Origin of the sequence: uncultured Photobacterium sp. (assembly GCF_947502415.1) — a bacterium.
Classification (GTDB): domain Bacteria; phylum Pseudomonadota; class Gammaproteobacteria; order Enterobacterales; family Vibrionaceae; genus Photobacterium.
The window spans coordinates 241,182-262,745 of the sequence record NZ_CANMZV010000001.1 but is presented as its reverse complement, the minus strand read 5'-3'; the positions used below and the strand labels follow the sequence as shown (position 1 = coordinate 262,745).

The following is a 21,564-nucleotide window of genomic DNA, read 5'->3' as shown; positions in this document are numbered from 1 at the left end:
CCGCTATTAATAGCTATGTGCGGTCTGAACTGACTCATTATTACTTCGCAAGGTAACGCGACGGTCAAAGAAATCCCCTTCAAAGTTCTGCTCTGATTTCAGCGGCTCCTGATCACCATAGGCAGCAGCGACAATCTGGTTTGCATCTACCCCTTGCAACTCCAGGTATTCACGCACAGCTTCAACACGACGCTGAGACAAACTCATATTCTTCTGGCTATTACCACGACGGTCGGCATAACCAGCCAATTCCCAACTAACTTCCGGTGCTTGCTTCATTAGATCCGCCAGTTCATCTAGCTGAGTCTGGAAATGCGGTTCAATCGTGGCAGAGCCCGTACGGAAATGGACGTTCATCTCCAACGCAAGGTCAATCTGGTGTTGCTCAATTTTTTCCTGCAAGAATCTGTCTTGCTGAATCGCATCCTGCTGCAAGCGGGCAATTTCAAGTTGCGCCTGGTTATAGTGCTGACTGATACGCTCTAGCTCGGTATTACGCAAAGTCAATTCAAGCACCTCTTCATCTTGCGCTTTAATATGATCTTCCTGGCCAACCGTAGTTCCGATAATACCGCCGATAATACCGCCGATAACCACACCAGCTGGGCCAGCAACCAGTGCACCGAATGCTGCGCCTGAGCCCATACCAATTAATTGTTCCTGCTGGCCGAGTTTATATGCATCATCAGTTTCTACAACGGTATTGGCCTGAGCGGCAGAAGCAATAACAGAAGTCATTAAAGTCGTGGCGATCAAAGTGGAAATTAGCTGCTTTTTCATTGTGAATTCCTCATTCATTAAACACGTTCTGACGTTGTTGTTTATGTCGTTGTCGTTTCGATGAGGTAATTAAACCAAGTAGTTCTGGCAATATCGGGGATAAAAAAAGGCAATGTGCTGATCAATTGTGGCAAAAAAATGGCAATCGCTTATCACTGCTTTTCTCTGCCTTTTTTTCTTGTATAGTCACTACATCAATCCAGGGCCTGGCCGTAAACGAAGGTAATCCATGAGAAATATTGTCATTGTCGAAGACGAAACGGCAATTCGAGAAAACTATATCGATGTATTAAAAAAACATGGCTACGGTGTGAAGGGATACGATAACCGCCCTGAAGCGCAAGCAGCCTTTGAGCAAGAGCTCCCTGATCTCGCGATTATTGATATAGGCCTTCAGGATGAAATTGATGGTGGCTTTTCGCTCTGCCAGTCGCTGCGGGCCATGTCGCCAACCGTACCGATTATTTTCCTTACTGCCCGGGACAGCGACTTCGATACCGTCTGCGGCCTTCGCATGGGTGCGGATGATTACCTGACCAAAGATACCAGCCTGCCCCATTTAATAGCGCGTATTGCAGCCCTATTTCGCCGCAGCGATCTTCTTGCAGCACCGGCAGAGCAAGAAACGCTGATTGAGCGCGGTCCGTTAACCATCAACAAGAATAAGATGCAGATTTTCTGGAACAAGCAGTTAATCGAACTTACCGTCACCGAGTTCTGGATGGTTTATGCCTTAGCCAAACGACCGGGGCATGTCAAATGCCGCCATGATTTGATGGACGAAGCCCAAGTGGTTGTTGATGACAGCACAATTACATCCCATATCAAACGGATCCGCAAAAAGTTCCTGCAATATGATGACAACTTTGATTGCATCAATACCGTCTATGGCATGGGCTACCGCTGGGGTGCATAACGGAAAAGAATGAATAGACTATCCAAATTACCCATTGGTCTGAGAACCAAAGTTATCCTGATTTCCAGCTTCCTGTTGCTCCTGCCCTGGTTGGGCTACAAATATATCCTGGAAATGGAAAAACTGTTGCGTCAGGGACAAGAACAGACACTGATCGGTACAACCAGGGCGGTTGCGACAGCACTGAACGAACGCCCGAAACTATTCAGTGATCAAGCCAGCTTTCTGCAATCAGTTAAAAAGGGCCATGATTTATATGCCTATGAATTGCAAACCCCAATTACACTTGACGGCCAATTAAGTGACTGGACTGACTATGACGATAAAATGGTGCACTACGGGCGCGATTACGTGCAATTCAGCCGTCTTCCCTACAGCAATACCAGCATCAGCTTTCGTCATATCGTCGGTAAATATGATGGTTATCTTTACGCGGCCTTTGAAGTTTCAGACAGCGCTCCAATCATGCGACGTAAAGATTCTGTGCGCGTCGACCGAAATGATCACCTGACGATCGCAATGACATCACCTGACGGCGAATTTTCCCGCTATGTTATTTCAGCCTATGAAGATGGCTGGGTTAATGCGTGGCAAATAACCGATGGCATCAGCGATTCAGCTAGCCTGATCCAACAAAAGCACATCCAGGGCTATTGGCGCACCACCGACAAAGGCTACAACATCGAGTTGCGGCTTCCACTCTCATACCTTGGCAACAAGCTCGGCTTTGCTTTTTACGATATCAACAACCGCCAGAACCGGGAAATTGATACCATCATTGGTACATCCAATACATCCCACCTTAACAGATTAGGAACCGTACTGGTGCCCTCACCCGAAATCGAAAAAATCCTTAAAGGAATGGGACATACCAGCTCCCGTATCTGGGTTATTGATCGCCATCAGCGCGTACTGGCGCAAACCGGTGATATTCAGGATTCAAACGGTGTGTGGTCGTCATCGGTCAAATACGGTGACAACGATAACACCTGGTGGTCATCCCTTGAGAAAAAACTACTGCATCCGCTTTATTACCGATACTTAATCACCGAGCCAAGCGAGTTCGTCGACACACAACAAGACGAGGCACTGGTTAAAGGCGTTCACGTCTCTCAGGCATTGCAAGGTCGCGGTTATTCCCACTGGCGTCGTTCAGAAGACGGTAAGGTAATGATTCTGACAGCAGCTTATCCAATTTGGCTGGACAATAATGTTATGGGCGCTGTTGTAGCCGAAGAGTCCACAGTTGGGATCCAAACCCTACGTAATCGGGCGCTGGAAAAGTTATTCAATGCCATCTTAGCTGTGATTGCCATCGGCACTATCACCCTTTTCCTGTTCGCCTCAAAAATATCCTCACGAGTGAGAAAGCTACGTGATGAAGCCGAGCTGGCAATTGACAGCCAGGGGCGGATCCAACAGCCTATATCGCCGACACAGGATACCGATGAAATCGGTGATTTGTCCCGAAGTCTGGCCGGAATGGTCACCCGCCTGGGCCAGTATAACCATTATCTTGAGAACCTCTCCTCCCGACTCTCCCATGAATTGCGTACCCCGGTTGCCGTTGTACGTTCATCGTTGGAAAACCTTTCGATGCAGAACCAAGATGATGATTCCCAGCGCTATATCGCCCGAGCACAGGATGGCGTCCAGCGGTTAAGCACCATTTTATCGAGCATGACAGAAGCAACCCGTATCGAACAGAGCCTGCAAGGAGCCGAAAAAGAACGCTTTCCTTTCAACGAACTGGTTTCAGGTTGTTTGCAAGGCTACCAGATGGCCTTTCCAAACCAAACTTTCACGGTACATGCCGGTAGTTCCGATATATTCGTAAACGGCGCGCCAGATTACCTAGCTCAATTATTGGATAAACTTATCGCCAATGCTGAAGATTTCAGCGATAACCAAAATCCGATTGAGGTAATCCTCGCAAGAAATGGCTCCCAAGCCGTACTTACTGTCAGCAACTACGGGCCGCTATTGCCTGAAAACATGTCAGACCAACTGCTCAATTCCATGGTTTCAGTTCGAACCCAGAACAAACAGAGCAAACCCCACCTCGGCCTGGGACTATTCATTGCCAGACTAATTACAGAGTTTCACCATGGTGAGATTAAGTTAAGAAACCGTGCAGATCAGAAAGGCGTTGAAGCAATGATTACCTTACCTATCGCTCCAGAAGAGAGCTAATACTAAGCTCATACAAAAAAACATCTTCACACATACAAAAAGAGCACCTTCGGGTGCTTTTTGTTTCGGTTAAATCCGTAAATACCTACATTTTGCTATACCATTACCGCCGCTGTATATATTCCTATAGCAATTAATATCGCTGCAATGGTTAACAGTACTTCAAACATCTTATCGAACATGGACTATCCAACCATTGAAAAAAAGTTGGCGATTGTACTCACTAAGTACTTCTTACCAAACAACCGCACAGATAATACCAGCAGAGGCTAAATCCAAGCTGAACAACGCACCCCAGAAATAAAGTTCTATTACTCTCCTTGATACGCCTCAAATAAAAACATCCGTCAAACCATCCTTTTCTGTCATTTCCATGTAATAACTCGCAGTGTAAAACCAAATAATTTGCTAATAAATAAACACTTACCATTAATAGGCATTCGTATTGCGTCAATTATCAAGCCAGAAAAAATGAATTCACTCAAAAAATATATATTCATTGCAACCCTGCTTATCAGCAAACAAAGCTATTCCATTGAAAGTAATGCTATTGGCCTGCCTTTCAACGAATATAACGCCTTACAACTGCTGGCTAAGTGGAAAGTAAGTACAATAGAACTCCCGACCTACATCAGCAATGTTCATTCTGATATTTATGGTGAAGATAATAATAAAAACCAGTTAAGAGATGATTACGAAAAAGTGCTACTGTCCATTTATCAAAGGCCTGAATATGTCGTAATGGGGCTGCTGGCAGCAAAAAAATGGGATCGTTTGTTAGATATTTATAGCAATAGCTTAATTATTGAAGATACTAATCAAGCTAAAGAAATTCTAGCTGAAAGTTTGGCAATCAATCGCTGCTATTATCATTTACAAACCATAGATAATAACCTCAGCTCTCCGGTATTGGCTTACTTCAACACAGATCAAAGAATAAACGCCAAGAAAGAAGCAGAACTGAAATTAATATCGTTAATTGGCAACCAGCAAGAAAGTCTTTCATTAAATCGTCAGTCCTGCCGTGTTTTTAACACCATGCTCAAAACAGCACTCAATACAGAGGCTCATGCTGAGCTAAATTACTAGCTCAGACTCTCAATCAATTTTATCTGCACTCTTACTCTGATCTGCAGGCAAGCGTGACCTATCTGTCTCGCTGACATCAGCCTGTGCCATTAACTCCTGCTCTTTCTTGGTCATTGCCTGATACTGAGCCTCACAGACAGTTTTTGTTACCTTATCTTCTCCGTAAGTACCTAAACAACGCCCCATGTAATCCTCATATGACATTAACAATGTGTCCGAATGTGCCGCCGATGCCATGACCACCAAACCTGCTCCGGCAAGTATTACGCCCATCTTCATCATCGCTTACAACCTTTGTATCGCCGCCTTCCAACTTCTATAAGTGAAGTTGATCGCAAAGCACTCTGCCAACAAATTAATGAGAAGAAAAAAAGAAAGGAGCCAATTGGCTCCCTGCTTGGTGTATTAGTGATAGTAATTTACCAATACTAATTAGCCCCGGTAATAGTTCTGCGGTACAAACGGCATCTTCTCGACTGTCATTGGCAGCTTCTTACCGCGAACTTCCGCAAAAATTTCTGTTCCTAGCTGAGCTAAATCCGTTTTGACATATGCCATCGCAACAGGCACACCCTTTGTCGGCCCAAACATACCACTGGTAACAATGCCAATTTCATTATCATCAGCATCGAACAGCTTGCTGCCTTCTCGAACAGGCGCCTTAGTCTGGCCAATCAAGCCCACACGCTTGCGGGCAACATCTTTAGTTTTAATTTGCTCAAGAATAATCTCAGCCCCAGGAAAACCACCAGCCCGTTCACCATCAGCACGACGAGGCTTGCTGATCCCCCACAGAAGGCTGGCTTCTACAGGCGTTGACGTGGTATCGATATCATGTCCATACAGGCACAGGCCACACTCAAGACGCAGCGAGTCACGGGCTCCGAGGCCAATCCACTCAACTTCAACCTGTGAAAGTAATTCGCGAGCCAGTGTCTCGGCTTTATCCGACGGAACTGAAATCTCGTAACCATCTTCACCGGTATAACCTGAACGGCTCACCAAACACTCAACGCCTAACAATTCAACCTTAGCGGCATCCATAAAGACCATATCGCTCACGGACGGATTCAAACGAGCTAACACCTCGGCAGCTTTTGGCCCCTGCAGTGCCAACAAGGCACGGTCTTCAATCAGCTCCAGCTCAACATCGTCAGGCAAATGTGCCTTAATATGGGCAATGTCCTTCTCTTTGCATGCCGCATTTACAACAACGAACAAATGATCACCCAAATTGGTAACCATGAGATCATCCAAAATTCCACCCTGCTCATTAGTAAAGAAGGCATAACGCTGTTTTCCGGCAGGTAGGTCGATAATGTCTACCGGAACTAAAGCTTCCAATGCTTTTGCTGCATTCACACCATGGAGACGAAGCTGCCCCATATGCGACACATCAAACAAGCCAGCGGCCTCTCGGCAATGAATGTGCTCCTTACGAACACCCAATGCATATTGGACAGGCATATCATAGCCAGCAAAAGGAACCATTTTTGCGCCCATCTCAACATGAAGTGCGTGCAGAGGTGTTACCTGTAGTTCTTGAGACATATGTTTATACTCCATCAACTGCGGGCTGCGGCTACTTTCCATTTAACTTGTTGCAACTATGCTACAGCCAGTTTCCTATAGTAAACAAAGTTTCTTATTGATCAAATCGTGCTACATCGCATAATTTTAGTTAAAAGGAAATTTATACCAACAGTTACGACGCCGTAACCCAAAGTATATGAGCATCTTCAACACTGACCGAAATTAACATATGGCCCATTGTGGCATCGTAATAGACCGAATCACCTTCGCAAAGATTTACTGGTTCGTAAAACTCTGAATAGAAAGTGATCTCACCAGATAGCACCAACATGAACTCTTCACCGTCATGACGGATCCAATCCGAATAGTCTTCAAACTGGCGAGCCCGCACCCGAGATTTGAACGGCATCATCTTTTTATTAGTCAACTGAATTGCTAACAGCTCATGTTCATAAGTGGTTGTTGGGTGCGGCTTACCCTGATCGAGCCGTGTGATATCTCGTCGACCTGTTGCTCTAATCTGCTTAGGCGGGGCAAAAAGTTGTGGTATATCAATCTCTAAGCCACCAGCTAATTTCTGCATGGCCTGGAACGTCGGGGAAATTTGTTCGTTTTCAATCTTAGATAATGTTGAGCGTGCCAGACCGGTTCGCTTACTCGCCTCTTCAAGTGTAAGACCATGAGCAACCCGTATTTCCTTAAGTCTTTTACCCAGTTGTAAAGGCTCGATTTTCTCTGCCTTCTCGGATTCACGCTCTCTTTCAACTGTCATCGATGGATAAATATCAACTTGTTGTTCGTCGCTCATTACACCTCTCCCTGGTACTTCAGTTCCTTCATTCTGGCATAGCCAATAGGAAACTCAAAAGTCATACGAATCAAAAAGTATGACCGATACGTCATATTTGAAACAAAGTTTCCAAAAGGAAACATCATAAAATCCGGTTACTCTTCAACCAGATTTTAGTCATAAATTTGGTTTGCAGCACACTCTATTCACCAATAAGAAAAAAATCCCAAAACTATTATCCCCCCCTTAATATCACTGAATTAGCTTACAATTTTAACCATCCAGCAACCGCCATTCAAAACCACAATTCGAACAAAAAACATCCCTTGGGCAATAAAATAAAATGCCACAACACAATCGTTTGCCCAAAATTACCGAGCTTAAAGTAGACGATGTTCCACTATTGGAAATTTATGTTTGATCGGCTATCTATAGAAAGGTATGTTACGCAATTGTTAGGCATGCAAAGGAAGTTACGCGCATATCAGGCTCAACACCTAACATTAAACTGCAAGCATTATCCATAAAAAAACACGCAACAGCTCTGGAAAAAGGAATCCGCTACCTGGGGCGCGACTTGAGGATAACGTGAAATGAAAGCTTCATACCAAAACCATGACTTAGAGATGTTCTTTTCCACTGATCTTGCTCAGGTGGACGGGGCTGTTAACGCAGGTATCGCGGCGGATCTCAACCGCCAGAACCAGCAAATCGAACTAATTGCATCCGAAAACATCGTATCTAAAGCGGTTATGCAAGCTCAGGGGAGCTGTTTGACAAACAAATATGCCGAAGGCTACGCCGGTCGTCGCTACTACGGTGGCTGTGAACATGTGGACGAGGTAGAAAGAATTGCCATCGCCCGAGCTAAACAGCTTTTCCAATGTGAGTACGTCAATGTTCAGCCGCACTCTGGAGCTCAGGCCAATGGCGCGGTAATGCTTGCCCTCCTCCAGCCGGACGACACCATTCTTGGTATGTCGCTGGATGCCGGTGGCCACCTCACCCACGGTGCCCGCCCCGCCCTTTCAGGTAAATGGTTCAACGCTGTCCAATATGGTATTGACAATGATAGCTGTGAAATTAATTACGATCAGGTTCGAGAGCTTGCTATCGAAAGCCAGCCTAAAATGATCATTGCTGGTGGCTCTGCTATTCCGCGTAAAATTGATTTTGCTAAATTCCGCGCCATTGCCGACGAAGTCGGTGCGTACCTGATGGTCGACATGGCACACATCGCCGGGCTGATTGCCGCAGGCGAACACCCTAGCCCAATTTCTCATGCCCACGTTATTACCACAACCACCCACAAAACCCTACGTGGACCTCGTAGCGGCATGATCCTGACCAACCACGAAGACATCAACAAGAAAATCAATTCAGCCGTATTCCCAGGCCTGCAAGGCGATCCGCTAATACATGTTATCGCCGGTAAGGCCGTTGCCCTTGGTGAAGCACTGGAACCTGAGTTCAAGCTCTATATAAAAAATGTGATCAGCAATGCGAAAGTTCTTGCCGAAGTCCTGCAAGCTCATGGATGTGACATCGTTACCGACGGAACAGACACCCACCTCATGCTTGTTGACCTTCGTCCTAAAGGTTTGAAAGGTAACCAGGCTGAAGAAGCTCTGGAACGTGCGGGCATTACCTGTAACAAGAACGGCATCCCATTCAATCCTGAAAAGCCGATGGTAACATCAGGTATCCGACTGGGCACACCGGCCGGTACCAGCCGCGGCTTCGGGGCTGATGAATTCAAGCAAATCGGTGAATGGATTGGTGATGTTCTGGACGGGCTGGTCGCTAACCCGAAAGACAACAGCGACGTTGAGAAGCGAGTAAAACAGCAAGTTCAGAAGCTTTGCGGCCGCTTCCCGCTCTATCACTAAATCGTCATGATCGCCGATTCAGAAGCCCATCGTCGATACCCAGTAATAACAATCAGCGGCCCGGTATTTCTCTGCCGGGCCTATAGAAAAAGCAAACGATATCTGCGGAAACATTGCGCAAGGAGTTATAAATGGAAAATACATTGAAGTTCACTAAAAGCCACGAGTGGGTACGCAATAACGGTGACGGCACAATCACCATGGGGATCTCAGACCACGCTCAGGGCCTGCTTGGTGATGTTGTATTCGTAGATCTGCCGGAAGTCGGTGATTCAACCGAAGCAGGTGAGACCTTCTCTCTTGTCGAATCGGTAAAAGCGGCCTCTGACCTTTATGCCCCGGTTACCGGCGAAATCATTGAAGTAAACGAAGAGCTGGAAGAAAGCCCGGAGCTGGTTAACGAAGAACCTTATGAAGGTGGCTGGATTGCTAAAATCAAACTTGCTGATGTTGAAGAGCTAAGCACGCTTATCGACGGCGAGAAATACCTAGCAACTCTCGACGAAGACTAATCGAACGTTGGCTTTTAGGTATACAGGCATAAATCCAACGCCTAAAAGCCATTTTCAGTTGTTTCGATGATTCCCATAATTTACCTCATGCTCACAGGTAATAGGTAGTAACTGTTCAGGAAAGAACCATGACCGACATGACTCTTCTAAATGCATTAAGTGACGATAAGGAATTTGCAGGTCGTCATAATGGCCCGGATTCAGCACAACAAAAAATCATGCTGGAAACCATCGGCGTAGCAAGCGTCGACCAGCTGATTAAAGAAACCGTTCCGGCGGCAATTCGTCTGCCGGAGCCCATGAAGCTAGACCAGCCGCAAAGCGAAGCGGAAATGCTGACAGCATTAAAAGCAATCGCCGGCAAGAACACAATTAACCGCAGCTTTATCGGTCAGGGTTACTACAACACCTATACCCCTAACGTTATTTTGCGTAACGTATTAGAAAATCCGGGGTGGTACACGGCTTATACACCATATCAGCCTGAAATTTCCCAGGGCCGCCTTGAATCCCTGCTCAACTATCAGCAGATGATCATGGATCTGACCGGCATGGAGCTGGCTAACGCATCACTGCTTGACGAAGCCACAGCCGCAGCCGAAGCCATGACCTTGTGCCAGCGAGCAAGCAAAAACAAGAGCAAAGCCTTCTTTATCTCTAACGACCTGCACCCACAAACGATTGACGTTGTACGCACCCGTGCAGGTTATATCGGCATTGAAATCATCACAGGCGCTATCGACGAGCTGGATAACCACGACGTATTTGGTGCACTGGTTCAATATCCGGGAACAACAGGTAATATCGTCGATCTTACCGACATCATCGAGCAAGCACACAACAAGAAAGCTCTGGTCGCTGTCGCTTCCGATCTACTGACTCTTACCTTGCTGAAATCACCCGGCGAAATGGATGCCGATGTGGTAATCGGTAGTGCCCAGCGTTTCGGCGTACCTATGGGCTTCGGTGGCCCACACGCCGGCTTTATGGCCACCAAAGACAAACACAAGCGCACCATGCCTGGCCGTGTTATCGGCGTATCAAAAGATTCAAAAGAGAACCAGGCGCTTCGCATGGCAATGCAAACACGCGAGCAGCATATCCGCCGTGAAAAAGCCACTTCGAATATCTGTACGGCACAAGCTCTGCTGGCAAACATGGCTACATTCTATGCCCTTTACCACGGTCCTGAAGGCCTTCGAAAAATCGGACGCCGTGTCCACCACCTTACGGCAATACTGGCGACCGGGCTGCGCAACTCAGGCATAGAGCTGGACAACGACACTTTCTTCGATACCCTGACCTTAAACACCGGCAAGAAAACCAATGAGTTTTACAGTAAAGCCCTGGATGCCGGTATTAACCTGCGTAAATACCCTGCTGCCGACAGCCAAGCTGAACAACTAGGGATCAGCATTGATGAAACAACCAAGGTTGATGATGTCGAAGAACTTCTAGAGCTATTTAGCGGTAACGATCTGAAAGCATCGATGTTCACCGCAGATATCGCCAGCGACGAGTATGCCGCCATCCCTGAAAGCTGCCGCCGTACCAGTCCATACCTGACTCATCCAGTCTTCAACCAGTACCACAGCGAAACGCAGATGATGCGTTACATGAAGAAACTGGAAAACAAAGACTACTCGCTAACCCACGGCATGATCCCGCTGGGCAGCTGTACCATGAAACTTAACGCTGCCGCCGAGATGATCCCGGTCACTTGGCCGGAGTTTGGTGCATTACACCCATTCGCCCCTATCGACCAAGCCAAAGGCTATGTCGAGCTGGCCGATAAATTCTCTGAAATGCTGTGTACTGTTACGGGCTACGACGCAATGTCGCTACAGCCTAACTCCGGCGCTCAGGGTGAATATGCTGGTCTGATTGCCATCCAGCGCTACCACGAGTCCAATGATGAGTCACACCGTAACGTATGTTTAATCCCAAGCTCGGCGCATGGCACTAACCCGGCATCTGCGGCAATGGTTTCAATGAAAGTGGTCGTTGTTGGCTGTGACGACCAAGGCAACATTGATGTTGAAGACCTGAAAGCAAAAATAGAAAAACACCGCGACAACCTGTCATGCATCATGATCACCTACCCGTCAACTCACGGCGTATATGAAGAAGCCGTTCAGGAAGTGTGCGAGCTGGTACACGAAGCCGGCGGTCAGGTTTATCTTGACGGTGCCAACATGAACGCTCAGGTTGGCTTGACCAGCCCAGGTTTCATCGGCTCTGATGTTTCTCACTTGAACCTGCATAAAACCTTCTGTATCCCGCACGGTGGCGGTGGTCCGGGTATGGGCCCGATCGGTGTGAAATCTCACCTAGCTCCGTTCTTGCCGGGTCACGTTGAAAATATGGAAAGCGAACAACCTCAATACGCCGTTTCAGCCGCTAACCTAGGCTCAGCTTCTATCCTGCCTATTTCCTACGCCTACATTGCGATGATGGGAGAACAAGGCCTGACTGAAGCAACCAAACTGGCTATCCTGAATGCTAACTACGTAATGGAACGCCTGCGTCCGCACTACCCTGTGCTATACCGCGGCACCAATGGCCGTATTGCCCACGAGTGTATTATCGATATCCGCCCAATCAAGGAAGCCTCCGGCATTTCTGAGGAAGATGTTGCCAAGCGCCTGATGGACTACGGTTTCCACGCTCCAACTATGTCTTTCCCTGTTGCCGGTACCCTAATGATCGAACCAACAGAGTCTGAAGACATTGCCGAGCTGGATCGCTTCTGTAATGCGATGATTGCCATCCGCCACGAAATCACCCGAGTTCAGAATGGCGCGTGGGATTTGAAAGACAACCCATTGGTAAATGCACCGCATACTCAGGCAGATCTGATGGAAGCAGAATGGAACCGCAGCTACAGCCGTGAACTTGGCTGCTTCCCTTCAGCTCAAACCAAAGACGCCAAATATTGGCCAACCGTCAACCGCGTCGATAACGTGTTTGGAGATCGTAACTTAGTTTGCTCCTGCCCAGGTATTGAGAACTATGTTGAGGACTGATGATTACAAATAACTAAGTTGGAAACTGACTTGATATTAAAAAGGCGAACCTTTGGTTCGCTTTTTTGATTACTCTAAAGTTGTTAAGAAGAAGGGAAAAAAACAGTTAGTGCTTTTACTAATTTAGCTGTCCATAAATTACTTAAAGTATAGAAAAGTCGTTTAGTAGTGTGTCCAGACCCAGTGGTGCAGATAAAATCTATTTACGCGTAATTCGATCATCTGGCGACACGTGCACATGATTATCATCTCGTGTTGCCAACACCCCACTCGGTGAGAAGATTAAGCTTAGCCTGGAATGATAAACTCAGAAACTAGCAAATCCCCCCCCCAAAAAAAAGAAATGCCAGTCAGCTCAACTGACTGGCATTAGCCATGATGGCCTTTTTTGCCTAGACTATTTTAGTCTACTAGCATGTTGAAATAAACGTTCGATGGAGTACTACCAAAAGTAGATATTTCCAAGATATCAGTTCTGCCATTGCCATTAAAATCGGCCATGTAGAAGTCTTCAGTCCTAGTTGTTGTTGGGACTGTTAGCTGTCCTTGTTCAGTTAACTCTCTATCCCGATTGAATTTATAAAAATGATAGTTTTTACTATCGTACTGCTTTCCTACAAGCTCAAAAGATCCATCTTTATCCATGTCTACTATTTGAAAGTAACGGGCTTTTTTTCCGCTAAACATAACTGGCAACTCAACTTCAGAAAAGGTGCTGTCACCATTATTCCAGAATACTTTATTTACCCCTTTATAACGTGAGGATTCGACACTCCCAAGTATAATATCCTTGTAACCACTACCATTTAAATCACCGATTGTGAGAGTTGCTGCACCTGCGCCTGAAAAATGTATGTCAGTGAGCGTAAAGTTACCATCACCACTACCAAAGTAAATTCCGCTACTTCTCAGTATTGATTCATTATTAACCACCGTCTCTTGACATGAAAATATCAGGTCATAGTTACCATTGTTGTTGATATCAACAAGCTCTATATCTGAAATTTCATTCTCGACCATGCTGTTTCGTCCCCGCAAACACCCGTGATTTGCTAAGATAATGTCAGCAGATGAGCTAAACTTTGATGAACCATCATTGAGATACACTTTTATCTTACCATCTCGGTTTTCATCGACAGTCACCAAATCTAAATGACCACTGCCATTTAAGTCAGCCAAACGAGCAAGCTTAACCGCTTGAGTATTTATTTGGTGAAAGACTTCAAAGTTCCCATTGCCATCGTTTGTATAAACTGTAAGTGGTCGATAATTTTTGCCTCCAACAATTAAATCAAGGTAACCATCGCCGTTGAGATCACCTGCTGCAGATGTTTTACTGGACTCCTCTTTCTTAATTTCGGTGAAAGAATTAAAGGAGCCCTTGCCATCATTTAACCAAAGAATATCTGAGCCACTATGATCTATTTTGGTCTCAAAGATATCTAAATGTCCGTCGTTGTTAAAATCAGCGATTGTCGGTTTACCGTCGAACCCACCTGAATTAATCCTTTGCCCGGAATTTACGAAGTGAAATTCCCCACTAGCACTGTCTACTTCTAACTTAACCGACTTATTTAGTACTTCTAATGGTGCTAAACGGAGCTTAGATTCATGTCTGGCCTCGGCTTTTTTTGTCTTAAGAATATAATCACCCGCAACTTGATGGGTCTTTAGGGAGCCGTTTTGGTAAACATCACCAGTCACACCGACTAGCTTATTATTTAGATAGACTTCTGCGCCTACTGCTGGCACTCCATCTTCATCTACTATGTTTAGCATCAGAGTGCCAAGTAGGCGACCACTAACAACACTGCTACGCCTTAACTCGAGCTTACAGCCCAACACTTGGTGCGTTTCTACATTGATGGTCGAAGTACAGCTTGCGTAAGGCACCCCACTGAACCCATCGCTAATCTCATTCGCATTATAAAAGCCTAGGTAGGTGGTCAGCACCTCTTCACCATAGGTGCCAAAGTTTTTAGACGCTTGAAAGGTACCGTTGCTATCAATGACATTGAGAGTTTTCTCCTGCATCGGGTTACCATCTGCCGTCATCCGTACTAATAAGGCAACATTCTGCAAACCGTCAACTTCGTCAATAATTGCTTTCGGAATATTAAACACAAACTCACCGTTTTGAGTTAATTTGTCTACAGTGAAGTTCACATCGGCCTGCAACGGGATGATGTCCACCTTAACATCCTCGCCCTCACCCAAGTTGATGGTGACATTGTCCTCGTTACTGCCCATCATGAGGCTGCCTTCGTAGAAGTTCAAACCAAGCTGATGCTCACCCGCCTCAGCGTTGATAATCACCTCGGTTACACCTGCTTCCTTGTTGATATCAAAAATATACTCATCCCCTTGGTTCAGAGACATTCCAAACTTCGGCTCGCTGAAGCCAGCAAGATCAGACGCTGGATACTCGAACTTGATCGTTGACAGGTAGCCCACATCCTCTATGTTCGTGATGGTATCCCCAAGGTTTGGCAATAGCACCAGGTCTATGTTGAAATCACCGTCAGCCTTTATTTCCTGAGCCAGCGCCTGCGCTACGTACTGAGTGCTATTCCGCTCCAGTATCAATACGAAATCATACATACCCGGAACTAGGGTAATCGTACCGTGAGACTCTACCGTGTTGTCTGCACGCAACGTCACCGACCAGTTCTCAGTCTGCGCCTCTCCCGTATTGACATTGGTCACCTTCAACTCACCAGTGAAACGCTGGTCTCGCTTACTCGCTGGCACCGGAGCATCCGCGTGCACCTTCAACTCACTGGTGAAGCGCTGATCTCGTTTGCTCACCGACACCGGGGCATCCGCGTACACCATCGTTCGAGCCTCGGCACCCTGCCTTGCATCACCCACCGATATCTTCTGGGTAAATACAGAGGCAAATTTCGGGGAAAGAGTTGTCTGGGTTCCCTTGCTGTCCGGTATACCTTTTGAAGATGAATCGCCTCCACCACCACAGGCGGACAGCACAAAGGCCAAGCCTATAACGCCCAGCAATCTTTTATAATTCATTGTTTTCATGCAATTTTCTAGAAAAAGTGAGTTTAATCACAGACACTACCAAAAAGGCAATTAATTTCAGTTCCTCATCAGCATATAATGAAGGCGTATCACATAAAAAATCATGATATACAGGTGGTATGATTATGTTGGGCTAGGCTAGCAGGGCAAAATCATGAGCATTTAACCATGCGGAACTTTCTCGAAACACAAGCCATTACAGTTAAATCGAAGCAAATAAATTTGAGGCAGAACAGTCGCTTGGATGACATTCTAAAAATCACGTAAAATGCGACGAAAAAATCTCAGCATCCTAGCCTCATCAATATAACGGTGGTCTAACACCAAATGAGTCAGAACAGTTGTTCTGGAATGAGTTTAAAACCGTAGCCAATTTAACTTAACCACTACTCTGGCCAGATTAGTTGATCTGGAAACCAAACTTACAGAAGACAAGGCTAGAAAAGTTAAACATCAAAAACCTGCACTGCAGCGAGCTTGGAAAAGTGAAATCCACCAGCTCAATGAACAACTTGGGTTGAGCTAATGAATGAATGGGTTTGCCTATTGCTTTCAGCGGTGGCTGAACGCAATGCGGCATAAGAACACTGCTTTAGAGAAGGTAATGATATTTATACCAGGCCTATAAGATATTCAAAATGAAGCGTGATTGACTAAAAAACTTAACTCATCAGCAGAGCTGACTTCGTATGGAACCATAGCATTGGCATCAATTGGCCGGCCGATTTTATCTGAAACGAGCCGGGCTAACGCTTCTGATCTAAGCTGGCCATCAACGTCCTTCAGCTGATTCAGTTCATCTTCATCCAGCTCCAGAGCTGTTCCCGGTAAATAAATCGTACCGTAATACAAGTCGATACCAAAAGCGACCAGCCCCGGAACAATGAACAAAAAAAGGCCTGCAGCGTTCAAAACCGCAATGGCCGGATCTATATTTCCGCCTCTCTGCCCTTTTCTCTCAGGGTGCAAGACTAATCCACAACCTGATAACTGAATCGCTAATATAGCCGTAAAAATAACCGCTATCGCTTTATTCCTCATATGGTTTCCCTCCCCTGCAAGGTTCGTATAACTTGATTCAGCAATGGCTTTCCATGCCTATTACTAATTATGGATATCAATTAAGGGCTTGCAGCGAAATTTTAAAAATAGTGCAAGTAGGTATCGCAGACCACCAGATAGAAGCAGAGCTGAATCGCAGCTAGAACTACGAACTACTCACACTTCCTGTTGATAAATTGTACTGTTTTACAGCAATCAAAACGCTCATGGTTCCAATCATCATGTATCAACTGTAAAGTACGCAAAAACATTACCTTGAAAGCTTGATGTCCAAGGTAACAACAGTAATTCAAGCAACTTAATGCAGCCCGCTTCTATCTAAGATGGACGAAGCATCATATGCTAATAATCAGGCGGGTTTGCAAATTAACAAAAGTGAAAACCATATGTATTTTGATGAAAATGTAATTGACAGCCTTGACGAACTTGAGAGTTTTCTACTGTCTGTTGAAAGTGGTGGACTAGGCCTGACAAACGTTGCAGGTGTAGCCCTGGCTACCAGTAATGCGGATGGCCGCCCTTTCATTGCAGTCTTAGATGATAATCATCAACTGATTCTGGGGCGTTGGGTGACTCAAGAGGTTTACGAAAACGGTAAAGATCTTGTTCGTCACGGGCCGAAAAAGCAGATGCACTAAGCCTTTTGCATTTCACACCCGAATTGCAAACTGCATATAGTATTCGTGTACTTATACGCCACCAGACAAACTCTGGTGGCGTATTCCGTTAAGACACTCTATTGCACCGCTAATTACATTTGAGTAAATTTTTCTTCAAACATCCGCACCATGCTCATTTGGTCAGAGTACACACAAAACGTCTACATCACCGACACAAAAGCGCTTAATTTTAAGCATTAATACACAAATAGAACGATGCATCGTGTCCGAGTAAAAACGTTACGACAAAAAGTTTTCAAAAAAATTGAAAATAGTCCTTTACAATAGTCGGGACTCAGGTATGATTCATCTCGCTCTATTGTTAAGAGTTATTAATGAAACATTAAGTAAAAGTAAAAGCTCAGGATTTCTTCGTTATTGTCGTTATTCTCTGTGTTTCCCTTAGCTTCATCGTCACATTCAATAATTCAAGCTCTCTAGCGCATCGCATCATTGCGAATTTTTTATGAATTTAAATATATAAGGGACATAACATGTCTAACAAAGTAACTGGTCTAGTAAAGTGGTTTAACGAAGAGAAAGGTTTCGGTTTCATCACTCAAGACAACGGCGGTGCTGACGTATTCGTTCACTTCCGTGCAATCGCTTCTGAAGGCTTCAAAACTCTTTCTGAAGGCCAGAAAGTATCTTTCGAAGTTGAACAAGGCCAGAAAGGCCCACAAGCTGCTAACGTTGTAGCTCTATAATTTGCTGCTAACCTTGTAGCATTATAAATTTCTAAGTCGGCGTAAATGGTATCACTACCATTTACGCCACTTTTCTATCTGTTCTTAAAACCATTTATACCCTTCTTGCGAACTATAAACATTTCTGACTATTTCTAACAATTACCCCCACGCTTAGTTCAAATCTTTTTTTAGCAATTGTCGTACGCGTGAATTTAAAATCTCCGTACCGCCTTTCCTGCCCGTGTTCTTGAGTCATCCGTCTGGCTATATGAAGAAAACACCCTTGCTTGACGAGTTCCATACGTGACAACTCTTTGTCTCCATGGTACACAAAGACAGACATATCTGTATCGAAAAACTGAAAACCATTTAAGCCTATCGCATTCTTAAGATAAACGACAAAATGACTCTTATGACCATCACGGATATAGAGTTCCGTATTGGAAATGTTAATTAATGATATTGAACTATCAACACCAGCTACCACCGCTTTACCCATAACGATTTCATCAGCGACTGTAAACGCTCCACCAAAGGCGTCTAAAGTAGTAATCTTGACTTCTCTTGAAAATCCCCTACTGGTTATAGTAAAACTACGTTTCATTTCCTCATCTTCTTTTTGACTTATTTTTATTACCGCAAACATTCATAAAATAAATTCATCCTAGAAAATCAATGCGTGAATGGTATTTCAAAATCACGAGCATTCATCAAGTGGGTATTAAGTTTATTAATCCAAAGCAAATGAACATTTAGACGATGAATGATTTATTTGGCTGTAATTTCAACCGATATATCACCAATATACCAGTCAAAACATTAGCGCAATGTTTAAGGTATTCCTATGCGGCATCAAAGCTTTTCTGACTATTTAATCTGACATGTTATCGTGATTCACACCTTATACTTCAACTTACTTTTCTTGCTAATACTCGAAAAAATATTTATTACCACCGATATCTTACGCGTTATGATTTCAGGCTACGTTATATTTTTAAAATAAATGATAAGCAAAACTACAATTAAAATTGTCATTACGGCATCAAAACCGCCAATTTTACAAAGCATGTCAAAAAACACATCTGCAATATAAAAATTCAATTTTGAGATTGTGATCATCACCTTCTTTTAAAATATAAGATACTGTAATCTCATAGATGGTAATGAAAATAACAATCACTTTGAGTGAATGCTTTTCATCTTACTATTTCAAGTAAGTCGTAAGGAATAAATATCCACCACGCGACTAATTATAAAAATCATAATTAATATTTGCTATCTGCTGATGGCTTTTATCAATAACGAAAACAATTAAGGTAAAAAAAATGATATATACGAAACCTCAGTATAAAGAACAATTCGAAAACTTTATCGGTGGTGAATGGGTCGCCCCACTTAGCGGTGAATATTCTAACAACATCTCTCCTGTAGACGGTGAACATTTAACTCGCATTCCGAGATCCAACGAAGCTGACATCGACATGGCTGTTGCCGCGGCAAAGAAAGCATTCGACTCATACAAACACACCTCAGTGATTGAAAGAAGTACCCTGCTAAATAAAATTGCTGACGCTATTGAATCAAATCTGGAAAATCTGGCGATTGCAGAAACCCTGGATAATGGTAAAGCAGTACGAGAAACACTAAATGCAGATGTGCCTTTAGTCATCGATCATTTCCGATACTTTGCTTCAGTAATCCGTAGTGAATCAGGCACAGTTTCAGACCTTGATGAAAATACTATTTCACAAGAAATTTTTGAACCACTTGGTGTGGTTGCTCAAATCATTCCATGGAACTTCCCGCTACTAATGGCAGCATGGAAAATTGCTCCAGCCATTGCAGCAGGCAACTGTGTAGTACTAAAACCTGCCAGTGCAACGCCAATGTCTATTTTGCTTCTGATGGAAACTATCCAGGATGTTCTGCCTAAAGGCGTAGTCAATATTATCAACGGTGCCGGCGGTAAGATTGGTAAATACTTATCAACTCACCCGGATATCAAAAAAGTCGGCTTTACCGGAGAAACAGCTGTCGGCCAACTAATCATGCAATATGCCTCTGAAAACATCATTCCTTCAACATTGGAGCTGGGCGGCAAATCACCGAATATCTTCACAGAATCGATCATGGATGCAGATGATGAGTTCTTTGATAAAGCCATTGAAGGTTTGGTGTTATTCGCCTTTAACTCTGGTGAAGTATGCACCTGTCCATCCCGTGCGCTGATTCAGGAATCCATTTACGAACCATTCATGAAACGTGTACTGGAACGTATTGAAGCCATTACCCAGGAAAACCCTCTGGATACAACGACTAAGATGGGTGCCCAGTGCTCTGTTGCCCAAATGGAGACAATCCTGGAATATATTCGCATCGGTAAGGAAGAAGGCGCAAAATGCCTGATCGGCGGTGAAAAATATAACAACCCAACCTACCCGAACGGCAATTATATTAAGCCTACCATCTTCAAGGGTCACAACAAGATGCGGATTTTCCAGGAAGAAATTTTTGGTCCTGTATTGGCCGTCACTACCTTTAAAGATGAAGACGAAGCTTTGGCTATCGCCAACGATACCATGTACGGACTAGGTTCTGGTGTCTGGTCACGCGATGCACACCAAATCCATAAATTATCCCGCGGCATTGAAGCGGGTCGTGTTTGGGTCAACTGTTACCATATGTACCCATCACATGCTTCATTCGGCGGTTATAAAAAATCAGGTATCGGCCGGGAAACACACATGATGATGCTTAACTCATATCGTCATACTAAGAATATCCTGATCTCTTACAGTAAAGACGCCATGGGCTTATTTTAACCAATGATGCTGCCATAGGGGCTGATGCTCCTATGGCAACTAGTATTCCCGAAGCCTGACATAAATTTTACCCTCCTTTCTCAAAATCCGGCCCATATAGCAACTCAACAAGGCAAACCAAGATATTCATCAAAATATGTGCAGACCATTTATGACACTGTGTTTATTTAGTTGAGCGGCTCTATTATCCCAGCCATAGCTAACACCTCAGTTAATAGCCCTCTGTTCCGAATAAAAAAGAATAGGAATAAGATGAAAAACACCAGAAAAAAAAGACTATTTGGAATAGCAGTCAATGCCGTATTAATGGCAACTGGTTTAATTCTTTCTTACATGAATGTGCTCGGTATTATTCCTATGATTATAGGGGCATTTTCCGCCATTGCCCTTTTTGCCAATGCTACACTATACATCTTTAAATATGATGAAGACGATGCTTTCGATGACACAGCCAAAGTTGTTGCACGAGCAGGCGTTGATGGATTGACTGAATTTATAAAAAAATAAACGGCACTACCGATTCACTTTCAACATTACTTTTCTGTCACATTTCCCCCCAAACAAT

General features: G+C 44.5%; 17 protein-coding genes. 10 read left to right on the top strand and 7 right to left on the bottom strand.

What is annotated here, in order from left to right:
* Positions 1-6: 6 nt before the first annotated feature.
* Positions 7-780 carry a sortase-associated OmpA-like protein PdsO gene (gene pdsO, locus Q0852_RS01155; RefSeq protein WP_299013081.1) on the bottom strand — a complete coding sequence of 258 codons (774 nt, stop codon included), beginning with the start codon at positions 778-780 and terminating at the stop codon, positions 7-9.
* 229 nt (positions 781-1,009) lie between these two features.
* Here pdsO and pdsR point away from each other — a divergent pair, with 229 nt between their 5' ends.
* From pdsR to Q0852_RS01140, 3 genes are all read left to right on the top strand, one after another.
* Complete coding sequence (gene pdsR / locus Q0852_RS01150) at positions 1,010-1,696, top strand: proteobacterial dedicated sortase system response regulator (RefSeq protein ID WP_299013079.1); 687 nt, start codon at positions 1,010-1,012, stop codon at positions 1,694-1,696.
* 9 nt (positions 1,697-1,705) lie between these two features.
* Positions 1,706-3,889, top strand: a complete 2,184-nt coding sequence (gene pdsS, locus Q0852_RS01145) for a proteobacterial dedicated sortase system histidine kinase (protein ID WP_299013077.1) — start codon at positions 1,706-1,708, stop codon at positions 3,887-3,889.
* Between the two features lie 471 nt (positions 3,890-4,360).
* A complete protein-coding gene (locus Q0852_RS01140; protein ID WP_299013075.1) occupies positions 4,361-4,978 on the top strand; it encodes a hypothetical protein in 618 nt (205 codons plus the stop codon).
* Positions 4,979-4,987: 9 nt separating this feature from the next.
* Here the strand turns inward: Q0852_RS01140 and Q0852_RS01135 are convergent, their stop codons facing one another.
* The 3 genes from Q0852_RS01135 to Q0852_RS01125 all read right to left on the bottom strand — a co-directional run bounded on the left by Q0852_RS01135 (position 4,988) and on the right by Q0852_RS01125 (position 7,319).
* Positions 4,988-5,260: a hypothetical protein gene (locus tag Q0852_RS01135; RefSeq protein WP_299013073.1), complete on the bottom strand. Its 273-nt coding sequence runs from the start codon at positions 5,258-5,260 to the stop codon at positions 4,988-4,990.
* Between the two features lie 150 nt (positions 5,261-5,410).
* Complete coding sequence (gene gcvT, locus Q0852_RS01130; RefSeq protein ID WP_299013436.1) at positions 5,411-6,544, bottom strand: glycine cleavage system aminomethyltransferase GcvT; 1,134 nt, start codon at positions 6,542-6,544, stop codon at positions 5,411-5,413.
* Positions 6,545-6,683: 139 nt separating this feature from the next.
* Positions 6,684-7,319, bottom strand: a complete 636-nt coding sequence (locus tag Q0852_RS01125; protein ID WP_299013071.1) for a helix-turn-helix domain-containing protein — start codon at positions 7,317-7,319, stop codon at positions 6,684-6,686.
* 575 nt (positions 7,320-7,894) lie between these two features.
* Between Q0852_RS01125 and Q0852_RS01120 the strand changes: the two genes are divergently transcribed.
* The 3 genes from Q0852_RS01120 (at position 7,895) to gcvP (ending at position 12,728) form a co-directional block, all read left to right on the top strand.
* Complete coding sequence (locus Q0852_RS01120) at positions 7,895-9,190, top strand: serine hydroxymethyltransferase (protein WP_299013070.1); 1,296 nt, start codon at positions 7,895-7,897, stop codon at positions 9,188-9,190.
* Positions 9,191-9,321: 131 nt separating this feature from the next.
* Positions 9,322-9,702: a glycine cleavage system protein GcvH gene (gcvH, locus tag Q0852_RS01115; protein ID WP_299013068.1), complete on the top strand. Its 381-nt coding sequence runs from the start codon at positions 9,322-9,324 to the stop codon at positions 9,700-9,702.
* 128 nt (positions 9,703-9,830) lie between these two features.
* Positions 9,831-12,728: an aminomethyl-transferring glycine dehydrogenase gene (gene gcvP, locus Q0852_RS01110; protein WP_299013067.1), complete on the top strand. Its 2,898-nt coding sequence runs from the start codon at positions 9,831-9,833 to the stop codon at positions 12,726-12,728.
* 402 nt (positions 12,729-13,130) lie between these two features.
* On the opposite strand, the gene Q0852_RS01105 is transcribed toward gcvP, so the two are convergent.
* Together Q0852_RS01105 and Q0852_RS01100 are read right to left on the bottom strand one after the other, a co-directional pair.
* Positions 13,131-15,767, bottom strand: coding sequence for a VCBS repeat-containing protein (locus tag Q0852_RS01105; RefSeq protein WP_299013065.1), 2,637 nt, complete (start codon positions 15,765-15,767; stop codon positions 13,131-13,133).
* A 633-nt stretch (positions 15,768-16,400) separates the two neighbouring features.
* On the bottom strand, positions 16,401-16,808 hold the full coding sequence (locus Q0852_RS01100) for a hypothetical protein (protein ID WP_299013064.1): 408 nt from the start codon (positions 16,806-16,808) through the stop codon (positions 16,401-16,403).
* 407 nt (positions 16,809-17,215) lie between these two features.
* Between Q0852_RS01100 and Q0852_RS01095 the strand changes: the two genes are divergently transcribed.
* Together Q0852_RS01095 and Q0852_RS01090 are read left to right on the top strand one after the other, a co-directional pair.
* Positions 17,216-17,467, top strand: a complete 252-nt coding sequence (locus Q0852_RS01095) for a hypothetical protein (protein ID WP_299013435.1) — start codon at positions 17,216-17,218, stop codon at positions 17,465-17,467.
* Between the two features lie 515 nt (positions 17,468-17,982).
* Positions 17,983-18,195, top strand: coding sequence for a cold-shock protein (locus Q0852_RS01090; RefSeq protein WP_299013062.1), 213 nt, complete (start codon positions 17,983-17,985; stop codon positions 18,193-18,195).
* A 112-nt stretch (positions 18,196-18,307) separates the two neighbouring features.
* Here Q0852_RS01090 and Q0852_RS01085 read toward each other — a convergent pair whose 3' ends face one another.
* Complete coding sequence (locus Q0852_RS01085; RefSeq protein WP_299013061.1) at positions 18,308-18,823, bottom strand: hypothetical protein; 516 nt, start codon at positions 18,821-18,823, stop codon at positions 18,308-18,310.
* 679 nt (positions 18,824-19,502) lie between these two features.
* On the opposite strand from Q0852_RS01085, the gene Q0852_RS01080 reads away from it, so the two are divergent.
* A complete protein-coding gene (locus Q0852_RS01080; protein ID WP_299013060.1) occupies positions 19,503-20,999 on the top strand; it encodes an aldehyde dehydrogenase family protein in 1,497 nt (498 codons plus the stop codon).
* A gap of 252 nt (positions 21,000-21,251) precedes the next feature.
* On the top strand, positions 21,252-21,506 hold the full coding sequence (locus tag Q0852_RS01075) for a hypothetical protein (RefSeq protein WP_299013059.1): 255 nt from the start codon (positions 21,252-21,254) through the stop codon (positions 21,504-21,506).
* The last annotated feature ends 58 nt before the right edge of the window (positions 21,507-21,564 follow it).